Origin of the sequence: Micromonospora sp. NPDC049359 (genome assembly GCF_044466585.1) — a bacterium.
Lineage (GTDB): Bacteria > Actinomycetota > Actinomycetes > Mycobacteriales > Micromonosporaceae > Micromonospora.
In genome coordinates this window covers 301,796-327,884 of record NZ_JBITMW010000009.1, presented here as the reverse complement: position 1 = coordinate 327,884, position 26,089 = coordinate 301,796, and the positions used below count along the sequence as shown (strand labels likewise).

20 protein-coding genes and 1 pseudogene are annotated in these 26,089 nt (G+C 72.0%); 7 read left to right on the top strand and 14 right to left on the bottom strand.

Features of this window, described 5'->3' with window-relative positions:
• Positions 1 to 71: 71 nt before the first annotated feature.
• Positions 72 to 1,499, bottom strand: coding sequence for a type I glutamate--ammonia ligase (gene glnA / locus ACIBTX_RS22185; protein ID WP_396832918.1), 1,428 nt, complete (start codon positions 1,497 to 1,499; stop codon positions 72 to 74).
• Between the two features lie 272 nt (positions 1,500 to 1,771).
• On the opposite strand from glnA, the gene ACIBTX_RS22180 reads away from it, so the two are divergent.
• On the top strand, positions 1,772 to 2,170 hold the full coding sequence (locus ACIBTX_RS22180) for an RDD family protein (protein WP_396832917.1): 399 nt from the start codon (positions 1,772 to 1,774) through the stop codon (positions 2,168 to 2,170).
• Between the two features lie 200 nt (positions 2,171 to 2,370).
• On the opposite strand, the gene ACIBTX_RS22175 is transcribed toward ACIBTX_RS22180, so the two are convergent.
• Complete coding sequence (locus ACIBTX_RS22175; RefSeq protein ID WP_355049339.1) at positions 2,371 to 3,054, bottom strand: DUF4191 domain-containing protein; 684 nt, start codon at positions 3,052 to 3,054, stop codon at positions 2,371 to 2,373.
• Between the two features lie 206 nt (positions 3,055 to 3,260).
• On the opposite strand from ACIBTX_RS22175, the gene ACIBTX_RS22170 reads away from it, so the two are divergent.
• A complete protein-coding gene (locus ACIBTX_RS22170) occupies positions 3,261 to 3,431 on the top strand; it encodes a hypothetical protein (RefSeq protein ID WP_357170624.1) in 171 nt (56 codons plus the stop codon).
• A gap of 149 nt (positions 3,432 to 3,580) precedes the next feature.
• Positions 3,581 to 6,478, top strand: a complete 2,898-nt coding sequence (locus ACIBTX_RS22165) for an AAA family ATPase (protein WP_396832916.1) — start codon at positions 3,581 to 3,583, stop codon at positions 6,476 to 6,478.
• A 15-nt stretch (positions 6,479 to 6,493) separates the two neighbouring features.
• On the opposite strand, the gene ACIBTX_RS22160 is transcribed toward ACIBTX_RS22165, so the two are convergent.
• On the bottom strand, positions 6,494 to 8,098 hold the full coding sequence (locus tag ACIBTX_RS22160) for a hypothetical protein (RefSeq protein WP_396832915.1): 1,605 nt from the start codon (positions 8,096 to 8,098) through the stop codon (positions 6,494 to 6,496).
• Positions 8,099 to 8,151: 53 nt separating this feature from the next.
• Entirely contained in the window at positions 8,152 to 9,147 is a 996-nt protein-coding gene (lipA, locus tag ACIBTX_RS22155) for a lipoyl synthase (RefSeq protein ID WP_357126626.1), read from the bottom strand.
• Positions 9,148 to 9,637: 490 nt separating this feature from the next.
• Here lipA and aspS point away from each other — a divergent pair, with 490 nt between their 5' ends.
• On the top strand, positions 9,638 to 10,924 hold the full coding sequence (aspS, locus tag ACIBTX_RS22150) for an aspartate--tRNA(Asn) ligase (protein WP_396832914.1): 1,287 nt from the start codon (positions 9,638 to 9,640) through the stop codon (positions 10,922 to 10,924).
• 44 nt (positions 10,925 to 10,968) lie between these two features.
• Here aspS and lipB read toward each other — a convergent pair whose 3' ends face one another.
• The 3 genes from lipB to ACIBTX_RS22135 all read right to left on the bottom strand — a co-directional run bounded on the left by lipB (position 10,969) and on the right by ACIBTX_RS22135 (position 14,842).
• A complete protein-coding gene (lipB, locus tag ACIBTX_RS22145; protein WP_355241494.1) occupies positions 10,969 to 11,610 on the bottom strand; it encodes a lipoyl(octanoyl) transferase LipB in 642 nt (213 codons plus the stop codon).
• Positions 11,611 to 11,696: 86 nt separating this feature from the next.
• On the bottom strand, positions 11,697 to 12,953 hold the full coding sequence (locus ACIBTX_RS22140) for a hypothetical protein (protein ID WP_396832913.1): 1,257 nt from the start codon (positions 12,951 to 12,953) through the stop codon (positions 11,697 to 11,699).
• A gap of 56 nt (positions 12,954 to 13,009) precedes the next feature.
• The gene (locus ACIBTX_RS22135; protein WP_357170635.1) at positions 13,010 to 14,842 is read right to left on the bottom strand and encodes a DUF2079 domain-containing protein; all 1,833 of its coding nucleotides are present in this window, start codon (positions 14,840 to 14,842) and stop codon (positions 13,010 to 13,012) included.
• A gap of 365 nt (positions 14,843 to 15,207) precedes the next feature.
• On the opposite strand from ACIBTX_RS22135, the pseudogene ACIBTX_RS22130 reads away from it, so the two are divergent.
• Positions 15,208 to 15,828, top strand: a pseudogene (locus ACIBTX_RS22130) (PHB depolymerase family esterase); the annotation flags it as partial.
• A gap of 585 nt (positions 15,829 to 16,413) precedes the next feature.
• On the opposite strand, the gene ACIBTX_RS22125 reads toward ACIBTX_RS22130, so the two are convergent.
• Both ACIBTX_RS22125 and ACIBTX_RS22120 read right to left on the bottom strand, forming a co-directional pair.
• Complete coding sequence (locus ACIBTX_RS22125) at positions 16,414 to 17,313, bottom strand: TIGR01777 family oxidoreductase (RefSeq protein ID WP_357126641.1); 900 nt, start codon at positions 17,311 to 17,313, stop codon at positions 16,414 to 16,416.
• 137 nt (positions 17,314 to 17,450) lie between these two features.
• A complete protein-coding gene (locus tag ACIBTX_RS22120) occupies positions 17,451 to 18,437 on the bottom strand; it encodes an aldo/keto reductase (protein WP_357170639.1) in 987 nt (328 codons plus the stop codon).
• Between the two features lie 59 nt (positions 18,438 to 18,496).
• Between ACIBTX_RS22120 and ACIBTX_RS22115 the strand changes: the two genes are divergently transcribed.
• Positions 18,497 to 18,883, top strand: coding sequence for a MerR family transcriptional regulator (locus ACIBTX_RS22115; RefSeq protein WP_357126647.1), 387 nt, complete (start codon positions 18,497 to 18,499; stop codon positions 18,881 to 18,883).
• A 70-nt stretch (positions 18,884 to 18,953) separates the two neighbouring features.
• Here ACIBTX_RS22115 and ACIBTX_RS22110 read toward each other — a convergent pair whose 3' ends face one another.
• From ACIBTX_RS22110 to ACIBTX_RS22100, 3 genes are all read right to left on the bottom strand, one after another.
• A complete protein-coding gene (locus tag ACIBTX_RS22110; protein ID WP_357126650.1) occupies positions 18,954 to 19,442 on the bottom strand; it encodes a hemerythrin domain-containing protein in 489 nt (162 codons plus the stop codon).
• 83 nt (positions 19,443 to 19,525) lie between these two features.
• Positions 19,526 to 20,863, bottom strand: coding sequence for a low temperature requirement protein A (locus tag ACIBTX_RS22105; protein WP_357126653.1), 1,338 nt, complete (start codon positions 20,861 to 20,863; stop codon positions 19,526 to 19,528).
• 45 nt (positions 20,864 to 20,908) lie between these two features.
• Positions 20,909 to 21,517 (bottom strand): TetR/AcrR family transcriptional regulator, encoded by a 609-nt coding sequence (locus ACIBTX_RS22100; protein WP_396832912.1) that lies wholly within the window; start codon positions 21,515 to 21,517, stop codon positions 20,909 to 20,911.
• A 107-nt stretch (positions 21,518 to 21,624) separates the two neighbouring features.
• Between ACIBTX_RS22100 and ACIBTX_RS22095 the strand changes: the two genes are divergently transcribed.
• A complete protein-coding gene (locus tag ACIBTX_RS22095) occupies positions 21,625 to 22,560 on the top strand; it encodes an SDR family NAD(P)-dependent oxidoreductase (RefSeq protein ID WP_357126660.1) in 936 nt (311 codons plus the stop codon).
• A gap of 63 nt (positions 22,561 to 22,623) precedes the next feature.
• On the opposite strand, the gene sucB is transcribed toward ACIBTX_RS22095, so the two are convergent.
• Entirely contained in the window at positions 22,624 to 24,468 is a 1,845-nt protein-coding gene (gene sucB, locus ACIBTX_RS22090; RefSeq protein ID WP_357126663.1) for a 2-oxoglutarate dehydrogenase, E2 component, dihydrolipoamide succinyltransferase, read from the bottom strand.
• A 65-nt stretch (positions 24,469 to 24,533) separates the two neighbouring features.
• On the bottom strand, positions 24,534 to 25,925 hold the full coding sequence (lpdA, locus tag ACIBTX_RS22085; protein WP_357170643.1) for a dihydrolipoyl dehydrogenase: 1,392 nt from the start codon (positions 25,923 to 25,925) through the stop codon (positions 24,534 to 24,536).
• Positions 25,926 to 26,089 lie beyond the last annotated feature (164 nt).

Genomic DNA, 26,089 nt, shown 5'->3' with positions numbered 1-26,089 from the left:
TGCGAGCCCCGCAGTCGCGAAGCGGAGACAAGTAATGCGGGCTCACGAGGCTGGTGCGCTGCACGCGGACATCAGCAACCAGGGGCCGGCATGGCGAACTCGTGCGGGGTCGGGCGCAGACGCACCGGGTCGACCTCGTTGGCGCGCTTCCAGTCGACCCAGGTGGAGATCAGGTCGGGGGTGAAGACGCCACCCTCGAGCAGGTAGTCGTGGTCGGCCTCGAGCGAGTCGAGCACGGCCGGCAGCGAGCCCGGAACCTGCTTGACGTCGCCCCACTCCTCCGGCGGGAGGTCGTAGAGGTCCTTGTCGATCGGCGTCGGCGGCTCGATCTTGCTCTTGATGCCGTCCAGGCCGGCCATCATCATGGCCGAGAAGGCCAGGTAGACGTTGGCCGACGGGTCCGGCACGCGGAACTCGACGCGCTTGGCCTTCGGGTTGGCGCCGGTGACCGGGATGCGGGTGCAGGCGGAGCGGTTGCGCTGCGAGTAGACCAGGTTGACCGGGGCCTCGTAGCCGGGCACGAGGCGACGGTACGAGTTGACCGTCGGGTTGGTGAACGCCAGCAGCGACGGCGCGTGGTGCAGCAGACCGCCGATGTACCAGCGAGCGGTGTCGGACAGGCCGGCGTAGCCGGTCTCGTCGTAGAACAGCGGCTCACCGTTGAGCCAGAGGCTCTGGTGGGTGTGCATGCCGGAGCCGTTGTCACCAAAGAGCGGCTTGGGCATGAACGTGGCGGTCTTGCCGTTGGCCCAGGCCTCGTTCTTCACGATGTACTTGAAGAGCTGGAGCTGGTCGCCGGCGTGCAGCAGCGTCGAGAACTTGTAGTTGATCTCGGACTGGCCGGCGGTGCCCACCTCGTGGTGCGAGCGCTCCACGGTGAAGCCGGTGTCGACCAGGCGGCGCACGATCGAGTCGCGCAGGTCGGCGTAGTGGTCGACCGGCGGCACCGGGAAGTAGCCGCCCTTGTAGGCGGTCTTGTAGCCGAGGTTGCCGCCCGCCTCATCGCGGCCGGTGTTCCAGGCGCCCTCGATCGAGTCGATGTAGTAGAACGACTGGTGCGCCGAGGTCTCGTGGCGGATCGAGTCGAAGATGTAGAACTCCGCCTCGGCGCCGAAGTAGGCGGTGTCGGCGATGCCGCTGGCCGCCAGGTACGCCTCGGCCTTCTTCGCGACGTTGCGCGGGTCGCGGCTGTAGGCCTCGCGGGTGAACGGGTCGTGGATGAAGAAGTTCAGCGCGAGCGTCTTCTGCGCGCGGAACGGGTCGATGAACGCGGTGGCGACATCCGGGAGCAGGAGCATGTCCGACTCGTGGATCGCCTGGAAACCGCGGATCGACGAACCGTCGAACGCGAGGCCGTCGGTGAAGAGGTCGTCGTTGACGGACTCGACCGGCAGGTTGAAGTGCTGCATCACACCGGGCAGGTCACAGAAACGCACGTCGACGAACTTCACGTCCTCGTTCTTGAGGTATCGCAGCAGTTCCTCGGGATTGGCGAACACACATCCTCCTGGCACGTCCACGGGTGGCTAGCGTCCTGGGGACGCTATGGCCGGGGAGTTGCCCGGCCATGTCTTCAGTGTTTCTGCCGTGTTACGTCCCTCGCGGAGCGTCAGGGATGCTCCTGTCCACGCACTCAGCCTGCGCGAACGTCGTACCGGCTGTGCCAGTGTAATGACACTTGAGGTCATTGGCCCGAATCGGCACGCTGTGGTGACGGCTCCTCGACGGCTCCTCGGTGGCCTCGATTCGGACGCGGATACCCTTGATCGCTGTGACCAATCCGCACGTCCCGGCAGCGCCGGCCACCGACCCGACCTTCACCCCGCCGAGCCTGGGCCGGCGCTTCGGCGCGCTGATCGTGGACTGGGTGCTCTGCCTGCTGGTGGCCAACATCTTCGCCGACCCGGTACGCGACGGTTGGGCGCCGGTGCTCGTGCTGATCCTGGAGTACGGCCTCTTCCTCGGCCTGTTCGCCCAGACGCCGGGCATGTACATCACCAAGGTCCGCTGCGTGAACTGGCACGACGGGGGTCGGATCGGCGTGCTCCGCGCGCTGGCCCGGGGCGTGCTGCTGGCGCTCGTCGTCCCCGCGCTGATCATGGACCAGCACCGCCGGGGCGTACACGACCGGCTCGTCGACTCGGTCGTCGTCGACGCCCCCCGCGCCTGACGCCCGAGCACTGCCCGCCTCCCGGGACCGACGCGGCTCGGCCGGGCCCCGCAAGATCCGCACAGCTTCGGGGATGTTGCTGCTTCCCGCGCGTCGGAGGCAGCAACATGGGGGAAGGTGCGCAGATCTTGGGCCCGGGGCCCGAGGGCATGCGAGAAAGAGCCGGACCCGTGGGGGTCCGGCTCTCTTCGGGTACGAGGTCAGCGTCGCGGCTGACGGGCGCCGCCCGGCGGGCGCATGTTCTTCGGGATCGCGCCCTTGGGCATCTGCGGACGGGCGGTGAGCGCCTTGAGGCGCCTGTCCAGCGCGTTGACGTCCTTGCCGCTGAGCGCGCGGGGCAGCCGCAGCAGGGTGTTGCGCAGCTTGCGGATCGGCAGCTCGCCCTCCTGCTGGCCGATCACGTAGTCGTGCAGCGGGGCGGAGCCGATGACCTTGGCCAGTCGACGCTTCTCCTGCCCGAGCAGGCCGCGTACGCGCTGGGGGTTGCCCTCGGCCAGCAGGATCACGCCCGGCCGGCCGATCACCAGGTGGACCATGTCCATCTGGGTGGTGGAGCTGACGGCCGGCGTGACCCGCCAGTCGCCGCGCATGTTGTCCATGATCTGCGCCGCCGCGCCGGGCTGCCCCTCGGCGGCGTTCATCATCGCCGCATTGGACCGCAGGTTCAGCACGATCAGCACCGCGAGCAGGGCGAACAGGATGCCCAGCGGCAGCCAGATCCAGCCCCAGAGGATCACCGCGACCACGGTGAGCGCGAGCGGGATGAGCACCGCTGCGGCGACCAGCGGCGCGAACCACCGGTCCTGCTTGGCGGTGAACTGGAACACCATCCCGATCTGCTTCAGCCGCTGGCCGAACGAGACCTTCTCCTGGGGCTTTGCCATGCCGCAGAGTCTAGTGGTCCCCGTCGCCCGGGTTGATCCGCGTCCGGGTGCCGCCCGGCTGAGTACCTTACGTCCCCTCAGCGGCCCGGATCGGGCGGGTAAGGAGGGTGCCGCTGGGAGAGATGAGGCGGTGTGCCCATGCCGGGTTGGGGCCTTCACGCGAAGAGTTGTCGGTAGCGAACGACGACGCGACGAAGGAGCCTGACATGTTCGGCAACGACGTGGACTTCCTGCTCTCCCTGCACCGTACCCAGGCCGCCGAGCTGCGGGCCGAGGCCGCCGCGGAGCGACTGGCCCGCTCGATGACGCGCCGGGCCGGCCGTACCTGGACGGGCCGCCGCCAGCCGGTCCGCCGCACGGGCGACGACCGCCGGTGACCGCGACCGCGCCAGCCGACACGGCCGACCGGCCCGTCCCGTCGCCAGACGGGGGCGGCGGGACGGGGCCGCGACCGCCGGCCGGGCCGCCATGGCGCGGGCCGGCCGGCGGGGTCGCGGTGTCGTCCGGTCATGGCATGCTCGGTCGCGTGACCCTCCGTGCCGCGAGTTCCGTCCTTGTCGGCCGCCAGCGCGAGATCGCGGCCCTGCACGACGCGCTGGGTCGGGCCGGCAAGGGCGAGCCGGCCACCGTGCTGGTGGGTGGTGAGGCGGGGGTGGGCAAGACCCGGCTGTTGGAGGACTTCGCGGCCCTGGCCACCGCCTCCGGCACCCGGGTGCTGGTCGGCCAGTGCCTGGAACTGGGGGAGGCGGGATTTCCGTTCGCCCCGTTCGCCGCCGCGCTGCGCGCGGTGCTGCGGGCCGACGGCCCGGAGGTCTTCGCCGGTTTCGAGGCGGAGTTCGCCCGTCTGCTGCCGGAGCTGGGCCGGACGCCGACGGCGTCGACCCTGTCGCGAACGGGACCGCTGACCGACGCCCCGCGTGGATACCTGTTCGACCTGGTCGCCGAGCTGTTCCAGCGGCTCGCCGACGTTCGGCCGCTGCTGCTGGTGATCGAGGACCTGCACTGGGCGGACCGGTCCACCCGGGATCTGATCGGTTTCCTGGTCCGGGCCGCGCGGCCGGGCCGGCTGCTGCTGGTCTGCACGTACCGCACCGACGAGCTGCAGCGGGGGCATCCGCTGCGCCCGTTCCTCGCCGAGCTGGACCGGGCCCGCGGTGTCGAACGGGTCGAGCTGGGCCGGCTGGACCGCGACGGCACCGCCGCGATCCTCGCCGACCTGCTCGGCGGCGACCCGGCACCGCGTGCCGTCGACGACGTGCACAAGCGTACGCAGGGCAACCCGTTCTTCATCGAGGAGTTGGCGGTGGCCGGCGACCCGATCGGCTGCGCGGCGATCCCCGAGACGCTGCGTGACCTGCTGCTGGCCCGGGTGGACCGGCTGCCCGAGCCGACCCAGCGGGTGCTGCGGATCGCCGCGGCCGGCGGCACGCGCTTCGCCCACGATCTGCTCGCCGAGGTCGCCGGCCTGCCCGAGGCCGAATTGGAGGAGGCGCTGCGCGCCGCCGTCGCGGCCCAACTGGTGGTGGCCGACCGGGACGGCGACTACGAGTTCCGGCACGCTCTGGTCCGTGAGGCCGTGCACGACGAGTTGCTGCCCGGCGAGCACGCCCGGCTGCACGCGCGGTTCGCCGCCGCGATCGAGGCGCAGCCGCACCTGGTCGTCGCCGGCCGCGCCCCGGCCGAGATCGCCCACCACTGGTACGCGGCGCACGACCACCCCCGGGCCCTCGTCGCCGCACGGGTCGCGGCCTGCGCCGCCGCCGACCGGTACGCCTACGCCGAGCAGCGCCGCCTGCTGGAGCGGGCGTTGGAGTTGTGGGAGTTGGTGCCGGACGCGGCCGACCTGCTGGGCATGGACCATCTGGCGTTGCTGGAGCAGACGCTGGACGCGGCGGTGACGGCCGGCGACTTCAGCCGGGCCATCACGTTGACCCGCGCCGGACTGGCCGAGGTGGACGCCGACGCCGCGCCGTTGCGCGCCGCCCGCCTGCTCAACCAGCGGGGCCGACTGATGGCCCTGCTGGGCAAGAGCGACGGCAGGCGGGAGTTGGACGAGGCGTACCGCCTGGCGGCCGGCGGTCCGCCCGGTGTCGAGCGGGTCCGGCTGCTCGCCGACATCGCCACCCACCTGGTCAAGATCGATGCGGCGCAGGCCGCGCGGGTGGCGGCCGAGGCTGCCACCGACGCGCAGGCGCTGGGCGCGGAACCGGCCCTGCTCGCGACCCGGATCGCGCTGCTCTGCCAGGGCGAGCGGGACGACGGACGAGGGCTCGCGGAGCTGGACCGCGCCGAGGCGGCGGCGCGCGCGTCCGGTGACGTGCCGGCTTTGGTGCTCGCCAAGGTGTTCCAGTCGGACCTGCTCTGCGAGGCGGGCCGCTACGCCGAGTCCGCCGAGGCGGCCGAGGCCGGGATGGCCGAGGCGCGGCGGGTGGGGATCAGCCGCTCGACCGGGGCGTACCTGCTGTCCAACCGGGCGGAGGCGCTGATCGCCTTGGGCCGCTGGGACGAGGCGGAGACGGTGTGCGCCGAGGCGGCCCGGATCGACCTGTCCGGCGTGACCGGCCTGCACTGGCTCCAGGTGTGCGCCGGTCTGCGGCTGGCCCGGGCGCACCCGGGCGCCGAGGAGCTGGTCGAGCGCGCGTTGGCCTTCCTCGGCCGGCCCTACCTGTGGCCGAACCACCGACTGCCCCTGCACGAGCTGGGAATCGAGGCCGCGCTGGCCGCCGCCGACGTGTCCGAGGCGGTACGCGCGGCTCGCGTCGCGGTGGCCGACGGGAGCCTGCCGCAGCTACCCCGCGAGGGCTGGCCGGTGCTGAGCGCTGCCGCGCGTACCGCCGCCCGCACGGGTGACGTCGAGCTGGCCGCCGCCGTGGCCGCGCTCGCGGCCGACCTGCCGGCGCGGCACCCGGCCGCTCGGGCGCACTCTGACCAGGTCAACGCGCTGCTGGCGGCCGACGACGAGACGTTGCCTGCGTGGCGCACGGCAGTGCGGGCGTGGCGGGCCGACGGGCAGCCGTACCCGCTGGGCCGGGCGTTGCTGGCGCTGGCCGAGGCCGCCGCCCTGGCCGGCGAGCGGGACGAGGTGTCGGCGGCGATCACCGAGGCGGCCGAGATCGCCCGGCGGCTCGGCGCGACGCCGCTGGCCGGGGCCGCCGCCACCCTGGCGCGGCGGGTCGGTCTGCGCGCGGCGGGCGCCGGCGGGGCCGGCCCGGATGTGCTGACGTCCCGGGAACGGGAGGTACTGCGGCTGGTCGCCGAGGGGCACAGCAACAGCCGCATCGCCGAGCGCTTGTTCATCTCACCGAAGACGGCAAGCGTGCACGTCTCCCGCATCATCGCCAAACTGGACGTCACCAACCGGGGGGAGGCCGCCGCGCTGGCCCACCGCCTCGGCCTGCTGGCCGAGCCCGCCACCCAGCGTTGACGGCAGCGGCTACCGTCAGCCGCGCGGCAGGTAGATCCGCCAGCCGTCGAGGGTGACCAGGTCGAGGGCGTCCGGGCCCGCGCCGAGTCGCGCGTCGAGCCGGGCCGCCAGCGGCGACCCGGTCGGCACCACCCAGGCGGGCGCCGCCGCGCGCTCCACCTCGCGGCGGTACGCGGGGTAGCGGTCGAAGCCGGGGCGCAGGTCGTCGTCGACGACCGCGCAGACCACCCGCTCCGCGCTGGCGAAGGTGAGACGGTTGCAGGTCCAGTAGCCGGCGCGCACGTACCGTACACCGAGGTCACGCAGCGTGGTCACCAGCGCGGCGTGCCGGGTCTCGGCGGCCCGGGTCGCCGGGGCCGTCCGCGCCGCCTGCGCGGTGGCCCAGGCGGTGGTGAGCAGCGTGGCGGCCAGGACGGCGAGCGCGACCGGCCGGGCCGCCGTCGACCCCGACCGGGCCAGCGTCCAGACCGGCCAGAGCAGCGCCGGCACGGCGATGAGCAGGGTGGACAGGTACCGGGCGCTCTCCGCCGGGGTCAGGCCGGAGGAACTACTCACGGTGTACGCGACGAGCGTCGCCACCGCGGCCAACACGAGAGCCAGTCGCACCGCCCCCGCGACGCGGGATGACACCCGGCCCGGGTCGGCCGGAGCCGCTGGGCGGCGCAGGGCGCGCCAGGCCGTGCCGGCCGCGACGATGAGCAACACCGGCAGCGCGTACGCCCACCACAGTTGCCAGGTGGCGCAGGCGCCCGGGTCGCAGAAGCCCATCCCGAGCGGCGGCCCGACCAGCAACCCGCCGTGCAGCCGGGCGGCCCACCCGGCGGTGGCGTCGGCACCACCCGCGGCGAGCACCGCGTGCACCGGATTCCGGCCGGTCAACAGGCTGTCCGTGAGCAGCGGGGCGGCCCCCAGCAGGACGCCCACCCCGACCAGCGCGCCGGCCCGACCGCGCAGCTCGCGGTGGCAGAACCCGACGAGCACCGCTCCGGTCGCCACGACGTACGGCAGCACCAGCGGATCGACCCAGAGCATCAGGCCGGCCAGGAATCCCCAGGTCGCCCAGCGCGTCAGCCGCCAACCGGGTCGGCCGGCGGCCAGGTCCACGGCGAGCAGGGCGAGCGCCACGCCGACGGCGTTCATCTCGGGATAGCCGCCGCCGGCGATCAACTGGTTCTTGACGACCCGGTCGGCCCCGAGGGCGAGCAGGACAACCACCAGCAGGCCGAACCAGCGGTCCCCGGTCAACCGCAGCGTCAGCCGCCAGGCCAGTAGCAGGAACAGCGCGTACAGCGCCAGCGTGGGCAGCCGCAGAGCGACCAGCGACGGGCCGGCGAGCGCGAACACCGGTGCGGCCAGGTACGCCTCCAGCGTGCCCATGTACTGCTGGCCGTAGAACCAGACCGGGAAGTCCTCGCCCCGGGCGATGTGCAGCGCGGCCAACCCCATGGTGGCCTCGTCGCTGTTCGTCGGCGGAGTGGCGTGGCCCAGCAGCCAGAGCCGGTAGCCGACCCCGGCGAGCAGGGCCAGCCCGGTGAGCCAGCCGACCGGGCCGAGGCGCGCGCCGGGCCGCGGACGCGGTCGATCCGCGCCGCGCGGCTGGTCGCGTACCCCGGCGGTCATCGCACGATCATGACACTCGGGCGCCGCACGGTCCGTGCGGCGCTGTCGGCGGGTCAGCCCGCGGTGGCGACCGTGGCGGCGGCGCGGGCGTCGATCGCCTGCTGGTAGAGCCGGCCGGCGCGGTACGACGAGCGCACCAGCGGCCCGCTCATCACCCCGGCGAAGCCGATCTCCTCGGCCTCCTCGCGCAGCTCCACGAACTCCTCCGGCTTGACCCAGCGGGTCACCGGGTGGTGCCGGGGGGAGGGGCGCAGGTACTGCGTGATGGTGATCAGCTCACAGCCGGCCTCGTGCAGGTCGCGCAGCGCCTGCGACACCTCGGCCCGCTCCTCGCCCATGCCCAGGATGAGGTTGCTCTTGGTGACCAGGCCGTCGGCGCGGGCCTGCCGGATCACGTCCAGGGAGCGGTCGTAGCGGAACGCGGGCCGGATGCGCTTGAAGATGCGCGGCACGGTCTCCACATTGTGCGCCAGCACCTCCGGGCGGGAGCCGAACACCTCGGCCAACTGCTCGGGGACGGCGTTGAAGTCCGGGATCAGCAGCTCGACGCCGCAGCCCGGCTGGAGGGCGTGGATCTGCCGGACCGTCTCGGCGTAGAGCCACGCGCCGCCGTCCGGCAGGTCGTCGCGGGCGACGCCGGTGATGGTGGCGTAGCGCAGGCCCATCGAGACGACCGACTCGGCGACCCGACGCGGCTCGTCGGCGTCGAACTCGGCCGGCTTGCCGGTGTCGATCTGGCAGAAGTCACAGCGCCGGGTGCACTGGTCGCCACCGATGAGGAAGGTGGCCTCCCGGTCCTCCCAACACTCGTAGATGTTGGGGCAGCCGGCCTCCTGGCAGACGGTGTGCAGACCCTCGCGCGAGACGAGCCCGCGCAGCTGGGTGTACTCCGGGCCCATCTTGGCCTTGACCTTGATCCACGGTGGTTTGCGCTCGATCGGCGTCTCGGCGTTGCGCGCCTCGATACGCAGCAGGCGACGCCCCTCGGGGGCGGCCGTTGCGGTACGCGCTGCCTGGCCGGTCGTCGGCGCGGAGTGCTCGATCGTCACGAAAACGAGCCTACGCCGGATGGTGGCCGTCTATGTGCGTCAGGCGACCGGCATCACGCCGCTGACGTTGTGACGCCGGACACCGGTAAGCCGAAAAATGGCGTCACACGCTTCGCGGTCGGGATGTTAGCGTCGCCGCCAACAGCGACGACGGAGCCGAGTAGCACCCCGACCCCGCCAGCGCAGAGAGCCGCCGGTGCTGAGAGGCGGTCTGGCGCCGGGGAGTGAAGACCCTCCCGAGCTGCGGGAAGAACGGTAAGGAAGGGCCCCTTCTTAACGCCTGCGGTAGAGGAAGGGCACCTTCCTAACGCCTAGTAGAGCCCGCCCGGCTGGCCCCGGTCACCAGGCGACGAACGAGGCCTCCGCTTCGGCGGGGGTGAAGGTGTGGTGGCACCGCGAGGTTCCCGCTCGCCCACACCTCCCTGGGGCTGACGCGACGCATCGCTTCCCCCGGGCGGCGACGGCGTGGCGAACGACCGAGGAGTCCGCCATGCGACGAACCCTGTCCCACCACCTGGCCGCCCAGGTCGGCTCGACCGTGCGTATCGCCGGCTGGGTGAACCGACGCCGACTGCTCAAGTCGGTGGCCTTCCTGATCGTGCGCGACGCGGCCGGCCTGGCCCAGGTGGTCGTCACCGACCCGGCCGTCCGCGCCGAGCTGGAGAAACTGACCGAGGAGACGGTCGTCGAGGTCGTCGGCACGGCCACGTCGAACACCACGGCGCCCGCCGGGGTCGAGCTGACCGACCCGACGGTACGTCCCCTCGGACCGCCCGCCGTGCCGCCACCGTTCGACCTGTACCGGCCGGCGCTCACCGCGAGCCTGCCCACCCAGCTGGACAACGCGCCGACCGCGCTGCGGCACCCCACCCGGTCGGCCGCGTTGCGGATCTCGGCGGCGGCGGTGGCCGGTTTCCGTGCCGCGCTCGACGCGCGCGACTTCGTGGAGATCCACACTCCGAAGGTGGTCAGCTCCAGCACGGAGAGCGGGGCGAACGTGTTCGCGCTGGACTGGTTCGGCCGGCCCGCGTACCTGGCCCAGTCGCCGCAGTTCTACAAGCAACTGATGGTCGGCGTCTTCGAGCGCGTCTACGAGGTGGGGCCGGTCTTCCGGGCTGAGCCGCACGACACCGTGCGGCACCTCGCGCAGTACACGTCGCTCGACGCGGAGCTGGGCTTCGTGACCGACCACCGGGACGTGATGCGCGTACTGCGTGACACCGTGGCGCAGATGCTGGGCACGACGGGCGAGCGGGCCGGCGGCGCGCTGGCCGCGCTCGGCGTCACGCCGCCGCAGGTGCCGGCGGAGATCCCGGCCGTGCACTTCACCGAGGCGTTGACGATCGCCGGCGCGCCCGCCGACGAGCCGGATCTCGCGCCCGCCCACGAACGGGCACTCGGCGAGTGGGCGCTGCGCGAACACGGGTCCGACTTCCTCTTCGTCACCGGCTACCCGATGGCGAAACGGCCCTTCTACACCCATCCGGACCCGGCGCAGCCCGCGTACTCGAACGGTTTCGACCTGCTTTTTCGCGGCGTGGAGTTGGTCACCGGGGGACAGCGGCTGCACCGGCACGCCGACTACCTGGCGGCGCTGGCGGCCCGGGGTGAGCCGGTCGAGCCCTACGCCGGCTACCTGGACGCGTTCCGGCACGGCATGCCGCCGCACGGCGGGTTCGCCATCGGTCTGGAACGGTTCGTGGCCCGGCTGGTCGGCGCGGCCAACGTCCGGGAGGTCACCGCGTTCCCACGGGACCTGCACCGCCTGACGCCGTGAGCGGGGGCACGGGTCGGCGTCCGGTGACGTCGGCCCGTGCGGGCTCAGACCTCGACGAGGGTGGCGAGGCGGCGCTCGACCACGGGGAGCACGTCGGCGACGGTGATCGGACGGCCCAGTTCGGCGGTGAGCGACGTGACGCCGGCGTCGCGGATGCCGCAGGGCACGATCCGGTCGAAGTACGCCAGGTCGCAGTCGCAGTTGATCGAGAAGCCGTGCAGGGTGACGCCCCGGGCGACGCGGATGCCGATGGCGGCGACCTTGCGGGCCGGCCCCCGGTCGTCCTCGGGCACCCAGACGCCGCTGCGCCCCTCGACCCGGCCGGCGGTCAGCCCGAACTCGTCGCACACGCCGATGAGCAGGTCTTCCGTCCGGCGGACGTAGGCGACGACGTCCACCGGGTCGGGCAGCCGCAGGATCGGGTAGCCGACGAGCTGACCCGGGCCGTGCCAAGTGATCTTGCCGCCACGGTCGACGTCGACGACGGGGGTGCCGTCCATGGGACGGTCCCACGGCTCGGTGCGCTTTCCGGCGGTGTAGACGCTCGGGTGCTCCAGGAGCAGCACGGTGTCGCCGCGCTCGCCGGCCACCACCGACTCGTGCAGGCGCCGCTGCTCGTCCCAGGCAGCCTGGTAGTCGAGCAGGCCGGCGCGGACGGCCGTCAGGCCGGGGGTCGTCGTCGTCACGGCACCCAGCCTAGTCCCGCGCACGGTTCGAATCCCTGGTGAGACGTCTCACCAGGGCCCACGCTGAACCACTCGGGAGGTCGTTGTCACGCCGAAGCGGGACCGCTCGCAATGCGGCGACGACGCATGCGCCGCATGACGAGGACGAACGCCAACAGCGTCGGCGCGGCCAGTGTCAGGTACACCCAGAGCGAGGCGGCGAACGGTGACGGCCGTGGCTCCGGCCCGCCGAACGCGGCTCTTATCAGCAGGTCGCCCGGCACTATCAGGTCGGTCGACCCGCCCGGCGTGGTCACCAGCACCTCGCGACGACCGTCGGGCGACAGCGCGGCGAGGGTGGCACGCCGGTCGGTGTCCTGCTCCGTGTCGCTGAGGTAGCGCACGACGGGGTCGGCACCACGCCAGCCGAGGATGCCGCTCACCGAGGTGCCCGCCGGCAGGGCCGTTCCGACAGCTTGGCCGGTGGCCGCGTCCAGAAATTCGACTCGCCAGGTGCGCGCCGCGATCTGCTCGGACGTGCACCTGGGCCCGGCGCAGCCGTCGAAGGCGAGCAGCGCGAGCCGCCGGCCGTCGGGATGCCAGGCGGCCGGCCCGGCAAGTATTCGCCTGTCGCCCAGGTCGACCTGCCAACGAGGGGCGCCGCCGGTCGGGTCGACGACTACCAGTCGTTGGCGTTCGGCGAATCGGGCTGGCACGTCCGGCCAGCCGGTGGCGGCGATCAGGTCGCCACCGGGTGACCAGGCCGCCGCGGTGTGCTGGGTGAAGGTGCCGATGTCGACCACCCGCTCGGCGCCCTGGAACGGGTCGATGACGAGCAGGTCGTCGGACTTTTCCGGATCGTTGAGCTGCTGGTTCTCCGGCCCGTAGGTGATCACGCCGTCGTCGTTGCTGCGGGTGCCCAATACGCGCCGCCCGTCCGGCGACCAGGCCAGCGCGTCCACCCCGACGGTCATGGGGCGGCTCTGCCGGCCGGTGGTGAGGTCGAGCAACTCGCCGGACTGTGGCCGCAGATAGTGCCGTCCGTCCGGGGAGAGCAGCCCGTGCCCTTCGCCGATGCCGATCGGGATCAGCCGGTACGCGCCGTCCCGGGCCACCACCACCCCGGTCGACTCGAAGTAGCGGGTGCGATCGGTGAAGAACACCAGCGCCGCCGGACCGGCGGGCCGTTGCCCCACGGTGGCCTGCCACAGCCAGGGGTTGTGCACCCGGGTCGGCACCACGTTGGCTGTGGGGTCGGCGGCAGCGCTGGCCGTGGGCGTAACGCCTGGCGCGCTGAGAGCCACGAGGGCCAGCGCGCCAGCCGCCGCGACCCCGCGCCCCAGTTGGCGGCCCATCATTCCCATCGGGCCATTAGACGCGATGAAAGTCTGTGCGGGTGTCCCGTCCGGTTGCGCCGTTCCTACCGACCGGCCGGGGGAATGCGCCAGAGCCAGACGTCGTCGACCCGCTGCGGTTCGCCGAACAGCGCCGTGGCGGTACGTCGGACCGCCGCCTCGTCGACCTCGAACTTCGCGCCGTGCACCGCGTCGGCGAGGACCAGCGTCTCGATCCGCCAGTGCCGCAGGTCGGACTGGACCTCCGATCGGGTGCCGTCGGTGATGATCGGCACCAGCCCGGTGCGGCCGGCCTGGTCCATGAGCGCGCTCAGGGTGCGTGGCACCGGACCGATCCGGCCGCGCCCGTCCGGCCCGCCGGGTCCGAGGAAGAAGCCGCCCGGAATGGCGAACTCGCCCTGGCGGTGCGACAGGGCGTACGCCTGCCAGCGCTGGCCGTCCGGATAGATGTCCACGGTCAGCGGCACGGGGGTCAACGTGTTGCCGTCGGAGACGTACTGCCGCCAGTTGCCGGAGGTGATGAACGCCGGGATCGGCTCCCGCTCGTCGGTCAGCAGCGGGGTGGGCAGCAGCGGCAGCAGGGCCACCGCGAAGCCGATCGCCCAGGCCAACTCCGTCGAGCGGTGCCGGGGTGGGGAGGTGCGCAACTGCTCGACGGTGTACGCCAGCAGCACCCCGATCACCGGGGCCACCACCAGCGCCAGCCGGGCGGGCAACGCGGCGTTCACCACCGGGAACTGGCCGAGGATGTCGAACGGCATCGGCAGGTCGGTACGCCGCCCGTCGACCTTCGCGACCGGCCCGAAGGACAGCACCGAGAAGATCACCGCGACGACGCCCAGCGCCCAGAGAACCGCCCGGCGGCCGGGGTCGGCGCGTCGCCACAGCGCGACGAAGCAGACCACGGCGAGGACGAGCAGAGGAACCCCGAAGAACGAGTTCTCCTCGGTGGGGTTCGGCGCCAGCGCGGTCCCCAGTCCGACCTCCCCGGCCAGCGACCGGCGCGGGAACGCGGCGAAGGCGGCGATGTCCTCGGAGTGGATCACCGGGTCGAAGCCGGTGCCGTGGAACCGCTGCGGCCCCGCGAAGTGCAACCACAGCGGGTACGCCAGCAGCACGCCGGCCACCACGGCGGTCACACCGAGCCCGCGCAGGAACGTGGGTAGCGCGGCGCGCGCTTCGGCCCGGTGGGCCGGGTGCAACGCCCAGACGGCGACGAACACGCCGAGCGCCAGAGCGGCGAAGAACAGGCCCTCGGCGGCGATCGAGAAGGCCACCGCGACGAGCACGCCGAGGATCACCCCGTCGCGCAGCCAGTTCCCGGGCCGCCGCAGCGCGAACAGCCGCCAGATCAACAGCGGGACCAGCCAGCCCGCGGTCCAGTTCAGGTGCGCGTTGGCGTGCGAGACCATGCCGGGGGAGTAGGCGATGAAGAGGCCGCCCACGGCGGCGGCGAGGCGGCTGCGGACGAGGTGCCGCGAGAGCAGCCAGTACCAGGCCAGCGCGGTGGCGAACAGGTTCAGGGTGAGGATCACGAGGAACGTCACCGGTGGCCCGACGAGGTACGTGAGCGGGGCGAAGACCACCGCGTACACCGTGATCGAGGTGTTGACCGCGAGGTTCACGCCGTCCGGGACGTTGATCAGGTAGGTGAAGAAGGGGTTCTCCCCGTGGGTGACCGCGTGCCCACCGAAGGCCAGCAGCCACTCGAAGAGCGCCTGGTCGCTGGAGTTGACGGTGATCGTGCGGACGTTCGGGTCCCGCCACAGCCCACTGGTCACCCAGACGGCGAGCGCGAGCGCCACGAGCACGACGATCAGGTCGGCCCGGAGGTCCCGATGGGTACGCGGTGACGACGCTGGTGCGGGCCCGGTGGCCAGCGACGGGGAGGACGGCACGCAGCGGACGTTACCAATCGGATCTGGACGAGCCGGTCAGACCGGCGGTTGTTGTCGGCTCCGGGTGTTGCCGTGGTGGGGGGAGTTCGGCGTACACAACGGCTGTCGTGAATGTGTGAACGCGCCCCATATCGGGCCGGGGACACACCGTCGTAACGTCTCGGCAACTTGACCGTGACCCAGTTCACAGTCTGCTCCGTCAGGAGGCCTCCGTGCGCCGCTCCTCGTCCCTCCTCACCCGGCTGACCGGTGCGGTCGCCGGGCTCGTCCTCGCCGTGGCAGGCGCGTTCACCCTCGCCACGCCCGCCCAGGCCGCCAGCCTCACCCAGGTCACCGGGTTCGGTTCCAACCCGGGCAACCTCGCCATGTACGCCTACCGGCCGGACAACCTGCCGGCCAACTCCCCCGCCGTGGTGCTGCTGCACGGGTGCGTCCAGAACGCCTCCGGTTACTTCGCCAACTCGGGCTGGCAGAAGTACGCCGACCAGTGGAAGTTCACGCTGATCGTCGCCCAGCAGCCCGCCGGCAACAACGCCAACTCCTGCTTCAACTTCTTCGAGGCCGGCGACACCGCCCGGGGCCAGGGCGAGGCGCTGTCCATCAAGCAGATGGTCGACCACGCCAAGGCGAACTACGCCGTCGACGGCTCGCGGGTCTTCGTCAGCGGGCTCTCCGCGGGCGGGGCGATGAGCGCCGTCATGCTGGCCACCTACCCGGACGTCTTCGCCGCCGGATCGATCATCGCGGGCATCCCGTACCGCTGCGCCACCAGCATGGTCAACGCGTTCAGCTGCATGAACCCGGGCACGGACAAGACGCCGGCGGCCTGGGGCGACCTGGTCCGGGGCGCCTACTCCGGCTACACCGGCCCCCGCCCCCGGGTGGCCATCTGGCACGGCACGTCGGACACCACCGTGACACCGCTGAACGGCACTGAGTCACGCGACCAGTGGACCAACGTGCGGGGGATCTCGCAGACGCCGACCAGCACGTCGTCGCTGCCGGGCAACACCAGCCTCGAGGTGTACGGCAACGACGAGGTACGCCTCTACCGCGTCTCCGGCATGGGCCACGGAACGCCGGTCGACCCGGGCTCCGGGGCGGACCAGTGCGGCACCGCCGCCGCGTACTTCCTGGACACCATCTGCTCGACGTACCGCGACGCGCTCTTCTTCGGCCTGAACAACGGCGGCACCACCCCCACCGCGTCTCCCACCCCCACGGCCAGCGCAACCCCCACCGCGTCGCCCACCCCCACCGCGTCGCCCACGGCGAGCCCGACCCCGACCACGCCGCCAACCTGTGTGACGGCGACCAACTACGCCCACGTGACGGCCGGCCGCGCGTACCAGTCCGGCGGCTACGCCTACGCCAACGGCTCGAACCAGCGCATGGGCCTCTACAACACCTTCTACACGAGCACCCTCAAGCAGACCGCCCCCAACTACTGGGTGATCGGCTGCTGACCCCGCGACGCCGAGGCTAGACCCCGTTGATCAAGAGGTTTGCGTCAGATTCCGGCACCCGGATGACGCAAACCTCTTGATCAACGCGAATGGCGGCGGGGCTGGTCAGTCCTGGAGGGCCGTCTTCAGGGCCTCGGGGAGGGTGGGGTGGCGGTAGGGGTAGGCGGCTTCCGTCAGGACTTTGGGGTGGACTCTCGTGCTGGTGAGGGCCTCGTGGGCGAAGCCGCCCAGGGCCACCTTGAGCGCCAGGGCGGGGATCGGGATGATCGCCGGGCGGTGCAGTTGACGGGCCAGCTCGCGGGTGAACTCGGCGTTCGTCACCGGGTTCGGGCCCACCACGTTGACCGGGCCGGCGATCTCGTCGTGCGCCAGCAGGAAGAGGGTCGCGTCCAGCCAGTCCCGCATGGAGATCCACGGCAGCCACTGCCGCCCACTGCCCAGCCGCCCGGCGATGCCCAGCTTGAACGGGAGCAACTGTGGCTTGAGCAGACCGCCGTCGCGGTGCAGCGGCAGGCCGGTGCGGAGTCGGACCACGCGTACCCCGGCGTCCTCGGCCGGTCGGGTCGCGGCCTCCCACACCCGGCAGACGTCGGCCAGGAAACCGTCGCCGGCGGGGGCGTCCTCCTCGACCACCCGGTCGCCGGTGTTGCCGTACCAGCCGACGGCGGACGAGTTGAGCAGCGCCCGGGGTCGGTCGCTGTCGGGGAGGCCGGCGATCGTCGTCGCGAGCGTGGTGGTGCTGTCCACCCGGCTGGTACGGATCAACCGCCGGTAGTCGTCGTTCCAGCGCTTGTCGCCGACGCCCGCGCCGGCCAGGTTGATGACCGCGTCCGACTCGGCGACCACGGCCGGGTCGAGCTGGCCGGCCGCCGGGTCCCACTGCCGCTCGTGCGGCTCGCGCGGCGCGCGTCGCACGAGTCGGGTGACCTGGTGCCCGTCGGCGACGAGCCGGTCGCCCAGTCGGGTGCCGAGGAAGCCGGACGCGCCGGCCATGAGGATCCGCATGCCGTTATCTTCGTCGAAAACCCCACTCCCGGACGCGCCCCGGCCCCACTCCTCGCCGATCTTGCACTTAGTGTCGCCGTTCTGCCCGGGAAGGTCCGTTCTGTCGGGACAGCAAGTGCAAGATCGACGAGGTCGGGTCAGGGGCGTAGGTCGGACAGGAGGTGTTCTACCTCGGCGTATGCCTCTGGGGGGAGAGGGCCCAGCTTCAGGGTTGTCAGGTTCTCGTCGGCTTGGGCGACGGTGCGCAGACCGGGGATCGGCACCGTCCGTGGGCTGCGGGCCAGCAGCCAGCCGAGCGCGCCCTGGGCGAGGGTCCGTCCGTCGGCGGTGAGCGCCGCACGGACCTGCTCGACCCGGGCCGCCCACTCCGGCGTCGGACGGCCGTCGGTGTACCACCGCAACCACTCGGGCGCCCGGCCGCGTACGTCGTCCGCGCCGGGCGCCCGGGTCGAGCCGGTGAGCAGCCCCATCGCCAGTGGCCCCCGGTTGAGGCTCGCCAGGTCGTGGCGGTCGCAGACGGCCAGGACCGCCGCGTTGTCGTTCAGCACCGACTCGTCGTGCTGGATGGCGGCACAGTGCGGTCCGCCGGCCGCGAACGCTGCCGCCGAGGCCGCGTTGTCGGTGCTCCAGCCGTACGCCCGGATCTTGCCCTGGTCGACGAGGCCCTCGAGGGTGTCGACCAGGTCGAGCGCGGCGGACGTCGGCAGTTCGTTGATGTGCAGTTGGTAGAGGTCGACGTGGTCGGTGCCGAGGCGGCGCAGCGAGTCCTCCAGGCTGCGGACGGCGAACGTTCCGCTGGCGTCGGTGCCGAGCCACCGTCGGGTGTCCTCGTCGCTGACGTTGCCGAACTTGGTGGCGATCACCGCCTCGGACCGGCGGCCCGCGAGGGCCCGGCCGAGGACGCGCTCGCTGTGCCCGGCGCCGTAGTTGCTGGCCGTGTCGAAGAGGGTGACGCCGAGGTCGAGAGCCCGGTGAATGGTACGGATCGACTCGTCGTCGTCGACCTCGCCCCAACCGAACGGCTGCCCGCCGTCCCCCCAGAGCGGACCGCCGATCGCCCAGCATCCCATCCCGATCGCGCTCACCTCGATGCCGCTGCGTCCCAGCGTGCGTGTCGTCGTCATGCGGAACAGCCTCCAATCTGGAGTGCGCTCCAGGTCAAGGGCTGGCTAGCATCCGGGGCATGACCGGTTACGCCCCCGCCGAGGCCGCCCGGCGCAGCGGCTTCAGCCTGGACACCCTGCGGTACTACGAGAAGATCGGCCTGCTGGCCGACGTGGGTCGTACGCCGGGTGGCCAGCGCGTCTTCACCGACGACGACCTGAGCTGGCTGCTGCTGTTCCGCTGCCTGCGGGACACCGGGATGCCGATCGCCCAGATGTGCCGGTACGCGTCGCTGGCCCGTGCGGGCGAGCACACCGTCGACGAGCGGCGTGAGCTGCTGCAACAGCACGCGGCGCAGGTGGAGGAGCAGATGCGCCTGCTGCGGCGTCAGTACGACCATCTGCGGGAGAAGATCCGCTTCTACGAGCGGCTGCCCGGCCCGCCCGCCCCCGACGGGGGCCGGTGATCGCGGGGGGCCAGCCTGGCGCGCGCGGCCGACGTGCGGCTCAGCCCGGCGCGCGCGGCCGACGTGCGGCTCAGCCCGGCGCGGTCAGGCCGAGCAACTGCTCGGCTGTCCCGGGCCGGCCGGCGAGCGCGTTCAACGCGCTGACCAGCCGCTTCTCCTCGTAGCGGAAGTGTGTCTCCAGCAGGGCGGCCAACCCGTCCAGCTCGGCGCGTACCTGAGCGGTCGGCAGCGGACGGTCGTCGCCCAGCAGCTCCTCGACCCGGGCGAGGATCCCCGCCACCACCTCGTGGTCGACGATCAGGTTGGCCAGGACCGGGCGCAGCTCGGGCACCTCGTCGGCCAGGACCCGGAACGCGCCCGCGTCCTCGCCGCTGTGGTGGCGGCCGAGCGCGGCGCAGAAGGTCAGGCAGTGGGCCCGTAGGTCCCGCGAGGGAGTGTCCAGGTTGGCCCGGAGGCGGGCCAGCTCCGTGCGGAGCCAGAGGTGGATCTCGATCATCTGGTTGCCGACGGCGGCGAGCCGATCGGTCGGTGAACCCGTTGGGTGCACGTTCGTCCTCATGCTGCGTCCCCGCGCCTCCATGCCCTCGGCGGCCATCGTGCCGGGTACACCGCGACGCTGTCCGACACTCTAGACCGGAATCGTCAGGGCGTGGTCGGCTCGTCGGGCTCCCGGACGTCGTGCCAGCGGGCACGCCACGCCGCCTCGTGCGCCTCGTGCGTCGTCCGTTCCTGAAACACGGCGGACCGCAGCGCGTGCCGGGAGTCCGCCATCACCAGCACCTCGACGGCCACCAGCCCGACGCAGATCACGGTCGCCAGGGTGAGCGCGCCCAGCGCCGGCAGGTGCAGGCCGATGGGCAGGGCCACCGTGAGCGCCACGATGACGCCCACTCGGCTCCAGGTGGCGGTGTGCAGCGTGCGCAGTTGGAACAGCATGTTGACGGCGAAGTAGGTGATCAACCCGCCGAAGAGCATCGGCACGGCCGGCCCCTCGACCTTCTCCGCGATACCGCCGGCCGGGTCGGTGATCTTGTGCAGGATCTCCTCGTTGCCGATCGAGAAGAGGATCACCCCGGCGATCATCGGCAGGTAGAGGTACGCGTACGCGTCGCGGGCCATCGCCACCCGGGGAGCGCCCTCCGCCGCGTGCAGGGCGATCCGGGCGGCGGGCCCGACGAAGTCGAAGTGCGCCCACCAGAGCGCGGCGGTGATCACGATGCCGAGCGCGGCAGCGGCCACCGCCGGCCAGGTGACCGGCTTGCCGAGCAGGTTGCCGCCCACTCCGGTGGAGATGATCGACTCGCCGAGCGCGATGATCAGAATGAGGTCGTAGCGCTCGGTCCAGTGCTCCGCGCTGGTCACCCCCCAACCCCAGGTGCCGACGATGAAGCCGGTGGCGTACTGCACCACCACCACGGCGATCCACAGCCCGTCCCGGACCAGGGCGGCCCGGTCGGGGTCGGTGATCTGCGGCGGGATCAACGCGGCGGCGAGCAGCAGCAGGATGCTCACCGCCAGCTCCGGGGCGAAGCGTCGGAGCTGGCGTCGCTCCTGCGGGCTGTCCCGCACCACGTGCTGGTACAGGATCCAGTGGATGCCTCGCACCACGACGTAACTGATGGCCACCAGCATCGGCCCGGCGGCGCTGCCTCCCGGTTCGCTGAACGCCTGCGGCAGCCCCAGCGCGAACGCGAACAGCGCGACCATCGAGATCACCATGAGCGCCGGTACGTAGCCCTCGCCGAGCCGGACCCGGGTGGCGACCAGGCTGTGCACCACCCAGATCCACCAGAGCACGGCGAGCACCAGGGCGGCGTGCAGCAGTTGGCGACCGGAGATGTTCGCGGCCGTCGCGCGGGTGATGATGAAGAACGAGAAGACGAAGACCAGGTCGAAGAAGACCTCGAACTTGTCCACCCGGGCCCCGGGGGCGATGGGGACGGCGGGTCCCAGTTGTCCGCGCCGCCGGTTACCGCCCACGGTCCCACTCTGGCAGCGTCCGGCCTGGTCGGAGGACGGAACGGGTCAGCCCGCGTCGCGGGAGCGCAGTCCGTCCATCAGTAGGTCCAGCAGCCGGTCGGCCTGGGCGCGCTCGCCGGCGGCCAGGGAGATGCCACTGAGGCCCGCCAGCACGTCACCGGCGGCGACATCGGCTCGGACGGTGCCCGCCGCGACCCCTGCGGCGAGCAACTGGTCGAGCGCCGCCAGCAGCAGGTCGCGGCTCTGCGCGTACGGGTTGGCGCCGGACGCGATGACGAGGCGCAGCGCGTCGGCCATGCCCCGCTTGGTGGCGAGGTAGTCGGTGAAACGGGACATCCAGTCTCGCAGCGCCCGGTCGGGCGGCAACTGGCCAAGTAGCCGCGGCGCGGCGTCGCAAAGCCGGGCCAGCTCGTTGCGGTACGCCGCCTCGATCAGCGCCTCGCGGGTGGGGAAGTGGCGGTACAGGGTGCCGATGCCCACCCCTGCCTCGCGGGCGATGGCGTCGAGCGTTACCTCCGGCCCGGGGCGGGAAAGAGCCTGGACCGCGACCCGAAGCAGGCGTTCACGGTTGCGCAGCGCGTCCGCCCGCAGTGGGCGGGGGCTGGACTCCGGCACCGTCTCCTCCTCGCTGAGTGGGTGTAACGCACCGGCCATGGCAAGCGGAGGGAACTCCGGTTAGTCTCGACCGCAGCGGAGGATCCTCCGCTTCCATCGTACCGGCGGGCCGACCGGCCCGCCCCCAGCTCGGACAAGGATGGATCATGACGACGAGCAACCCGATCACCACGTCGTTCGCCCACGACTCCACCGCCATGGACGTGATCCGGGGCGTGGACCTGGTCGGCCGACGGGCGATCGTCACCGGCGGGTCGTCCGGCATCGGTGTGGAGACCGCCCGTGCCCTGGCCAGCGCCGGCGCGGAGGTCACCCTGGCCGTCCGCAACCCCGACGCCGGCCAGAAGGCCGCCGACGACATCACCGGCACCACCGGCAACGACCGCGTCCTGGTCGCCCCGCTCGACCTAGCCGACCAGAATTCGGTCGCCGACTTCGTCGCCAACTGGGACGGCCCGCTGCACATCCTGGTCAACAACGCCGGCATCATGGCCGCGCCCCTGAGCCGCACCCCGCAGGGCTGGGAGATGCAGTTCGCCACCAACCACCTCGGGCACTTCGCGCTCGCCACCGGGCTGCGCCCGGCGCTCGCCGCCGCCGACGGGGCCCGCATCGTCTCGGTCAGCTCCGCCGCCCACCTGCGCTCGCCCGTCGTCTTCGAGGACATCCAGTACGACCGCCGCGAGTACGAGCCCTGGCAGGCGTACGGGCAGTCGAAGACGGCCAACGTGCTCTTCGCCGTGGAGGCGACCCGCCGCTGGGCCGACGACGGCATCTACACCAACTCGCTGATGCCCGGCGCGATCCGCACCAACCTCCAGCGCTACGTCAGCGAGGAGGAGCTGAACCGCCTGCGCGCCGGCAACGCGGCGGCCTGGAAGACCGTCGAGCAGGGCGCCGCCACGTCGGTGCTGGTGGCCGCGTCCCCGTTGCTCGACGAGGTCGGCGGACGCTACTTCGAGGACTGCCAGCAGGCCGCGCCGGCCCGACCCGACACGCGGACGGGCGTCGCGGACTACGCGCTGGACCCGGAGGCGGCCGAGCGGCTGTGGAAGGTCTCAACCGACCTGCTCAAGGGCTGAGCGGCACAGACGAAGGGGCGCCCCGGTCGATGACCGGGGCGCCCCTTTCGGCGTTACGACGGATCAGGCCAGGCCCAGCTCCGACTCGAAGTTGCCGGCCTCCAGCCGCTCCTTCACCGCGCTCAGGAAGCGGGCCGCGTCGGCGCCGTCGATCAGTCGGTGGTCGTACGACATGGCCAGGTAGACCATCGACCGGACCGCGACGACCTCGCCCAGGTCCGGGTCGTTGACCACGACCGGCCGCTTGACCACGGCACCCGTGCCGAGCATCGCCGACTGCGGCTTCGGCACGATGGGGGTGTCGAAGAGCGCGCCCCGGCTGCCCGTGTTGGTGAGCGTGAAGGTCGCCCCGGCGATCTCGTCCGGGCTGATCTTGTTGGTCCGGGTCCGCTCGGCCAGGTCGGCGACCCGCTTCGCGATGCCACCGAGGTTGAGGTCACCGGCGTTGTGGATGACCGGCACCACGAGGCCCCGCTCGGTGTCCACGGCGATGCCGAGGTGCTCCGCGGCCGGGTAGGTGATCGTGCCGCCGTCCAGGTCCAACTGGGCGTTGACGATCGGGTAGGTCTGCAGCGCCTCGACGGCGGCGAGAGCGAAGAACGGCAGGAAGGACAGCTTGACGCCGTGCCGCTGCACGAACGAGTCCTTCGCCTGCGCCCGCAACTTCGCGACCCGGGTGACGTCCACCTCGACCACCGTGGTGAGCTGCGCCATCTCGTGCAGCGACTCCTGCATCCGGTTGGCGATCGCCTTGCGGATCCGGGGGAGCTTCTCGGTGGTGCCCCGCTTGCCGCTCGGCTGCGGCTTCGCGGCCGGCTTGGCCGGGGTCGCCGCACTGGCGGCGGGCTGTGCCGCCGGAGCCGGCGTGGCCGCCGCGGCCTTGGCCTTCTCGGCCGCGTCGAGGACGTCCTGCTTACGGATCCGGCCACCCACACCGGTGCCGTTGAGCGCGGCCAGGTCCACGCCGTGCTCGTTGGCCAGCTTGCGGACCAGCGGCGTGACGTACCCGGCCGCCTCCTCGCCACCCTGAGCCGGCGCGGACGGGCGCTGCGGCGCGGCGGTCGGCGCGGACGGCTGGGCGGCCTGCTCGGCCTTCGCCGGCTGCGCCGACGCCTCCGCCTCGGCGGCCGGCTCGTTGTACGACATGCCCGGGGTGGGCTCCTCGACCTTCGGCGCCGGCTTCGGCTCGGCCTTGGGGGCCGGCGCGGCCTCCGCCTTCGGCTCGGGCTTCGGCTCGGTCTTCGCCTGGGCCGGGGCCCCACCGGCGACGCCGATGACCACGAGGTCGGCGCCGACCGCGGCGGTCTCGTCCTCGGCGACCTTGATCTCCAGCACGGTGCCGGCGACCGGCGACGGGATCTCCGTGTCGACCTTGTCGGTGGAGACCTCCAGCAGCGGCTCGTCCACCTCGACGGTGTCGCCGACCTGCTTGAGCCAGCGGGTGACCGTACCCTCGGTGACGCTCTCGCCCAGGGCCGGCATCTTGACCGCGGTGCCCTCGCCCGACGACGCGGCGGCCGGAGCCGGCGCCTCGGCCGGGGCCTCGTCCTGCGCCACCTGGTCGGCGGTGCCCTCGGCGGCGGCGGTCGGCTCGGCGGCGGGCTCGACCGACTCGGCCGGCGCCTGCTGCTGCTCCTGCGGGGCGGCCTCGCCACCGCCGGTCGACTCGCCCTCACCGGCGATGACGGCCAGCTCGCTGCCGACCTCGGCGGTCTCGTCCTCGCCGACCACGATGCGGCTCAGCACACCCGCCGCGGGCGACGGGATCTCGGTGTCGACCTTGTCGGTCGAGACCTCGAGCAGGGGCTCGTCGACCTCGACCGTGTCGCCCTCCTGCTTGAGCCAGCGAGTGACGGTGCCCTCGGTGACGCTCTCGCCGAGCCGGGGCATGGTGACCGATACCGGCATTTTCTGAGACTCCTTCATTCCCCTGGTGGGATCTTCGCCCGTCGCCGGACGCCGCGGTTGATTTGTCAGGCGTGCGCGTGCAGCGGCTTGCCGGCGAGGGCCAGGTGCGCCTCGCCCAGGGCCTCGTTCTGGGTCGGGTGGGCGTGCACGAGCTGGGCGACCTCCGCCGGGTAGGCCTCCCAGTTGTAGATGAGCTGAGCCTCGCCGATCAGCTCACCCACCCGGGCGCCGACCATGTGGACGCCGACCACGGGGCCGTCGTTGACCCGGACCAGCTTTACGAAGCCGGTGGTCTTGAGGATCTGGCTCTTGCCGTTGCCACCGAGCGGGTAGTTGTACGACTGGATCTTGTCGGCGCCGTACTGCTCCTTGGCCTTCGCCTCGGTCAGGCCCACCGACGCCAGCTCGGGGTCGCAGTAGGTGACGCGCGGGATGCCCACCTCGTCGATGACGGCCGGGGTCTGGCCGGCGATCTCCTCGGCGACGAAGATGCCCTGCTGGAAGCCCCGGTGCGCGAGCTGGAGGCCGGGCACGATGTCGCCGACCGCGTAGACGTTCGGCACGCTGGTGCGCAGCCGCTCGTCGGTCAGCACGTAGCCGCGGTCCATCTTGACGCCCTGCTCCTCGTACCCGAGGTTCGCGGTGTTCGGACCGCGACCCACCGCGACCAGCAGCAGCTCGGCCTCGACGGTGTCGCCGCCGGAAATGGTCAGCTTGACGCCGTTGTCGGTCTTCTCGACCTTCTCGAACGGCTTGCCGACCTTAAAGTTGATCTTGCGCTTGCGGAACGCCCGCTCCAACGCCTTCGACGACTCCTCGTCCTCGGCGGCGACCAGCCGGGGCAGCGCCTCGACGATCGTCACGTCTACACCGAAGGACTTCCACACGCTGGCGAACTCGACGCCGATCACGCCACCGCCGAGGACGATCACCGACGAGGGGATCCGGTCCAGGGTCAGCGCGTGGTCGCTCGTGATGATCCGCTCGCCGTCGACCTCGAGGCCGGGCAGGCTCTTCGCGTACGAGCCGGAGGCCAGCACGATGCTGCGGCCGGTGTAGCGCTTGCCGTCGACCTCGACCACGTTCTTGTCGACGAGCTTGCCGTGGCCCTCGACGATGGTGATCGACTTGTTGCCCTTCAACATGCCCTGGAGGCCCTTGTACAGGCGGGCGATCACGCCGTCCTTGTACGAGTTGACCCCCGCCATGTCGATACCGACCAGCTCGGCCTTCACACCGAACTGCTCCGACTCGCGGGTCTGGTCGGCGATCTCGGCCGCGTGCAGCAGTGCCTTCGTCGGGATGCAGCCGTTGTGCAGGCAGGTCCCGCCGAGCTTGCCCTTCTCGACCAGCGCGACCTTCAGGCCCAGCTGGACGGCGCGCAGCGCGGTCGCGTAGCCGCCGCTGCCACCTCCGAGGATGACAATGTCGAAGGTCGCTTCGTTCGGCTCGCTCACGTCCAACTCCCAGGTCGCGTCACTGCATCGGGGGTCACGGAGGTGTAACACGGACACACCCCACCTCGGTCATCTTGTCACCACTGGGCACAGGGTGCGTAGTGAGGTGCCCAACGACACGTCATCGACACGTACCCTTGGCACCGTTGTCGATGACGTCAGGT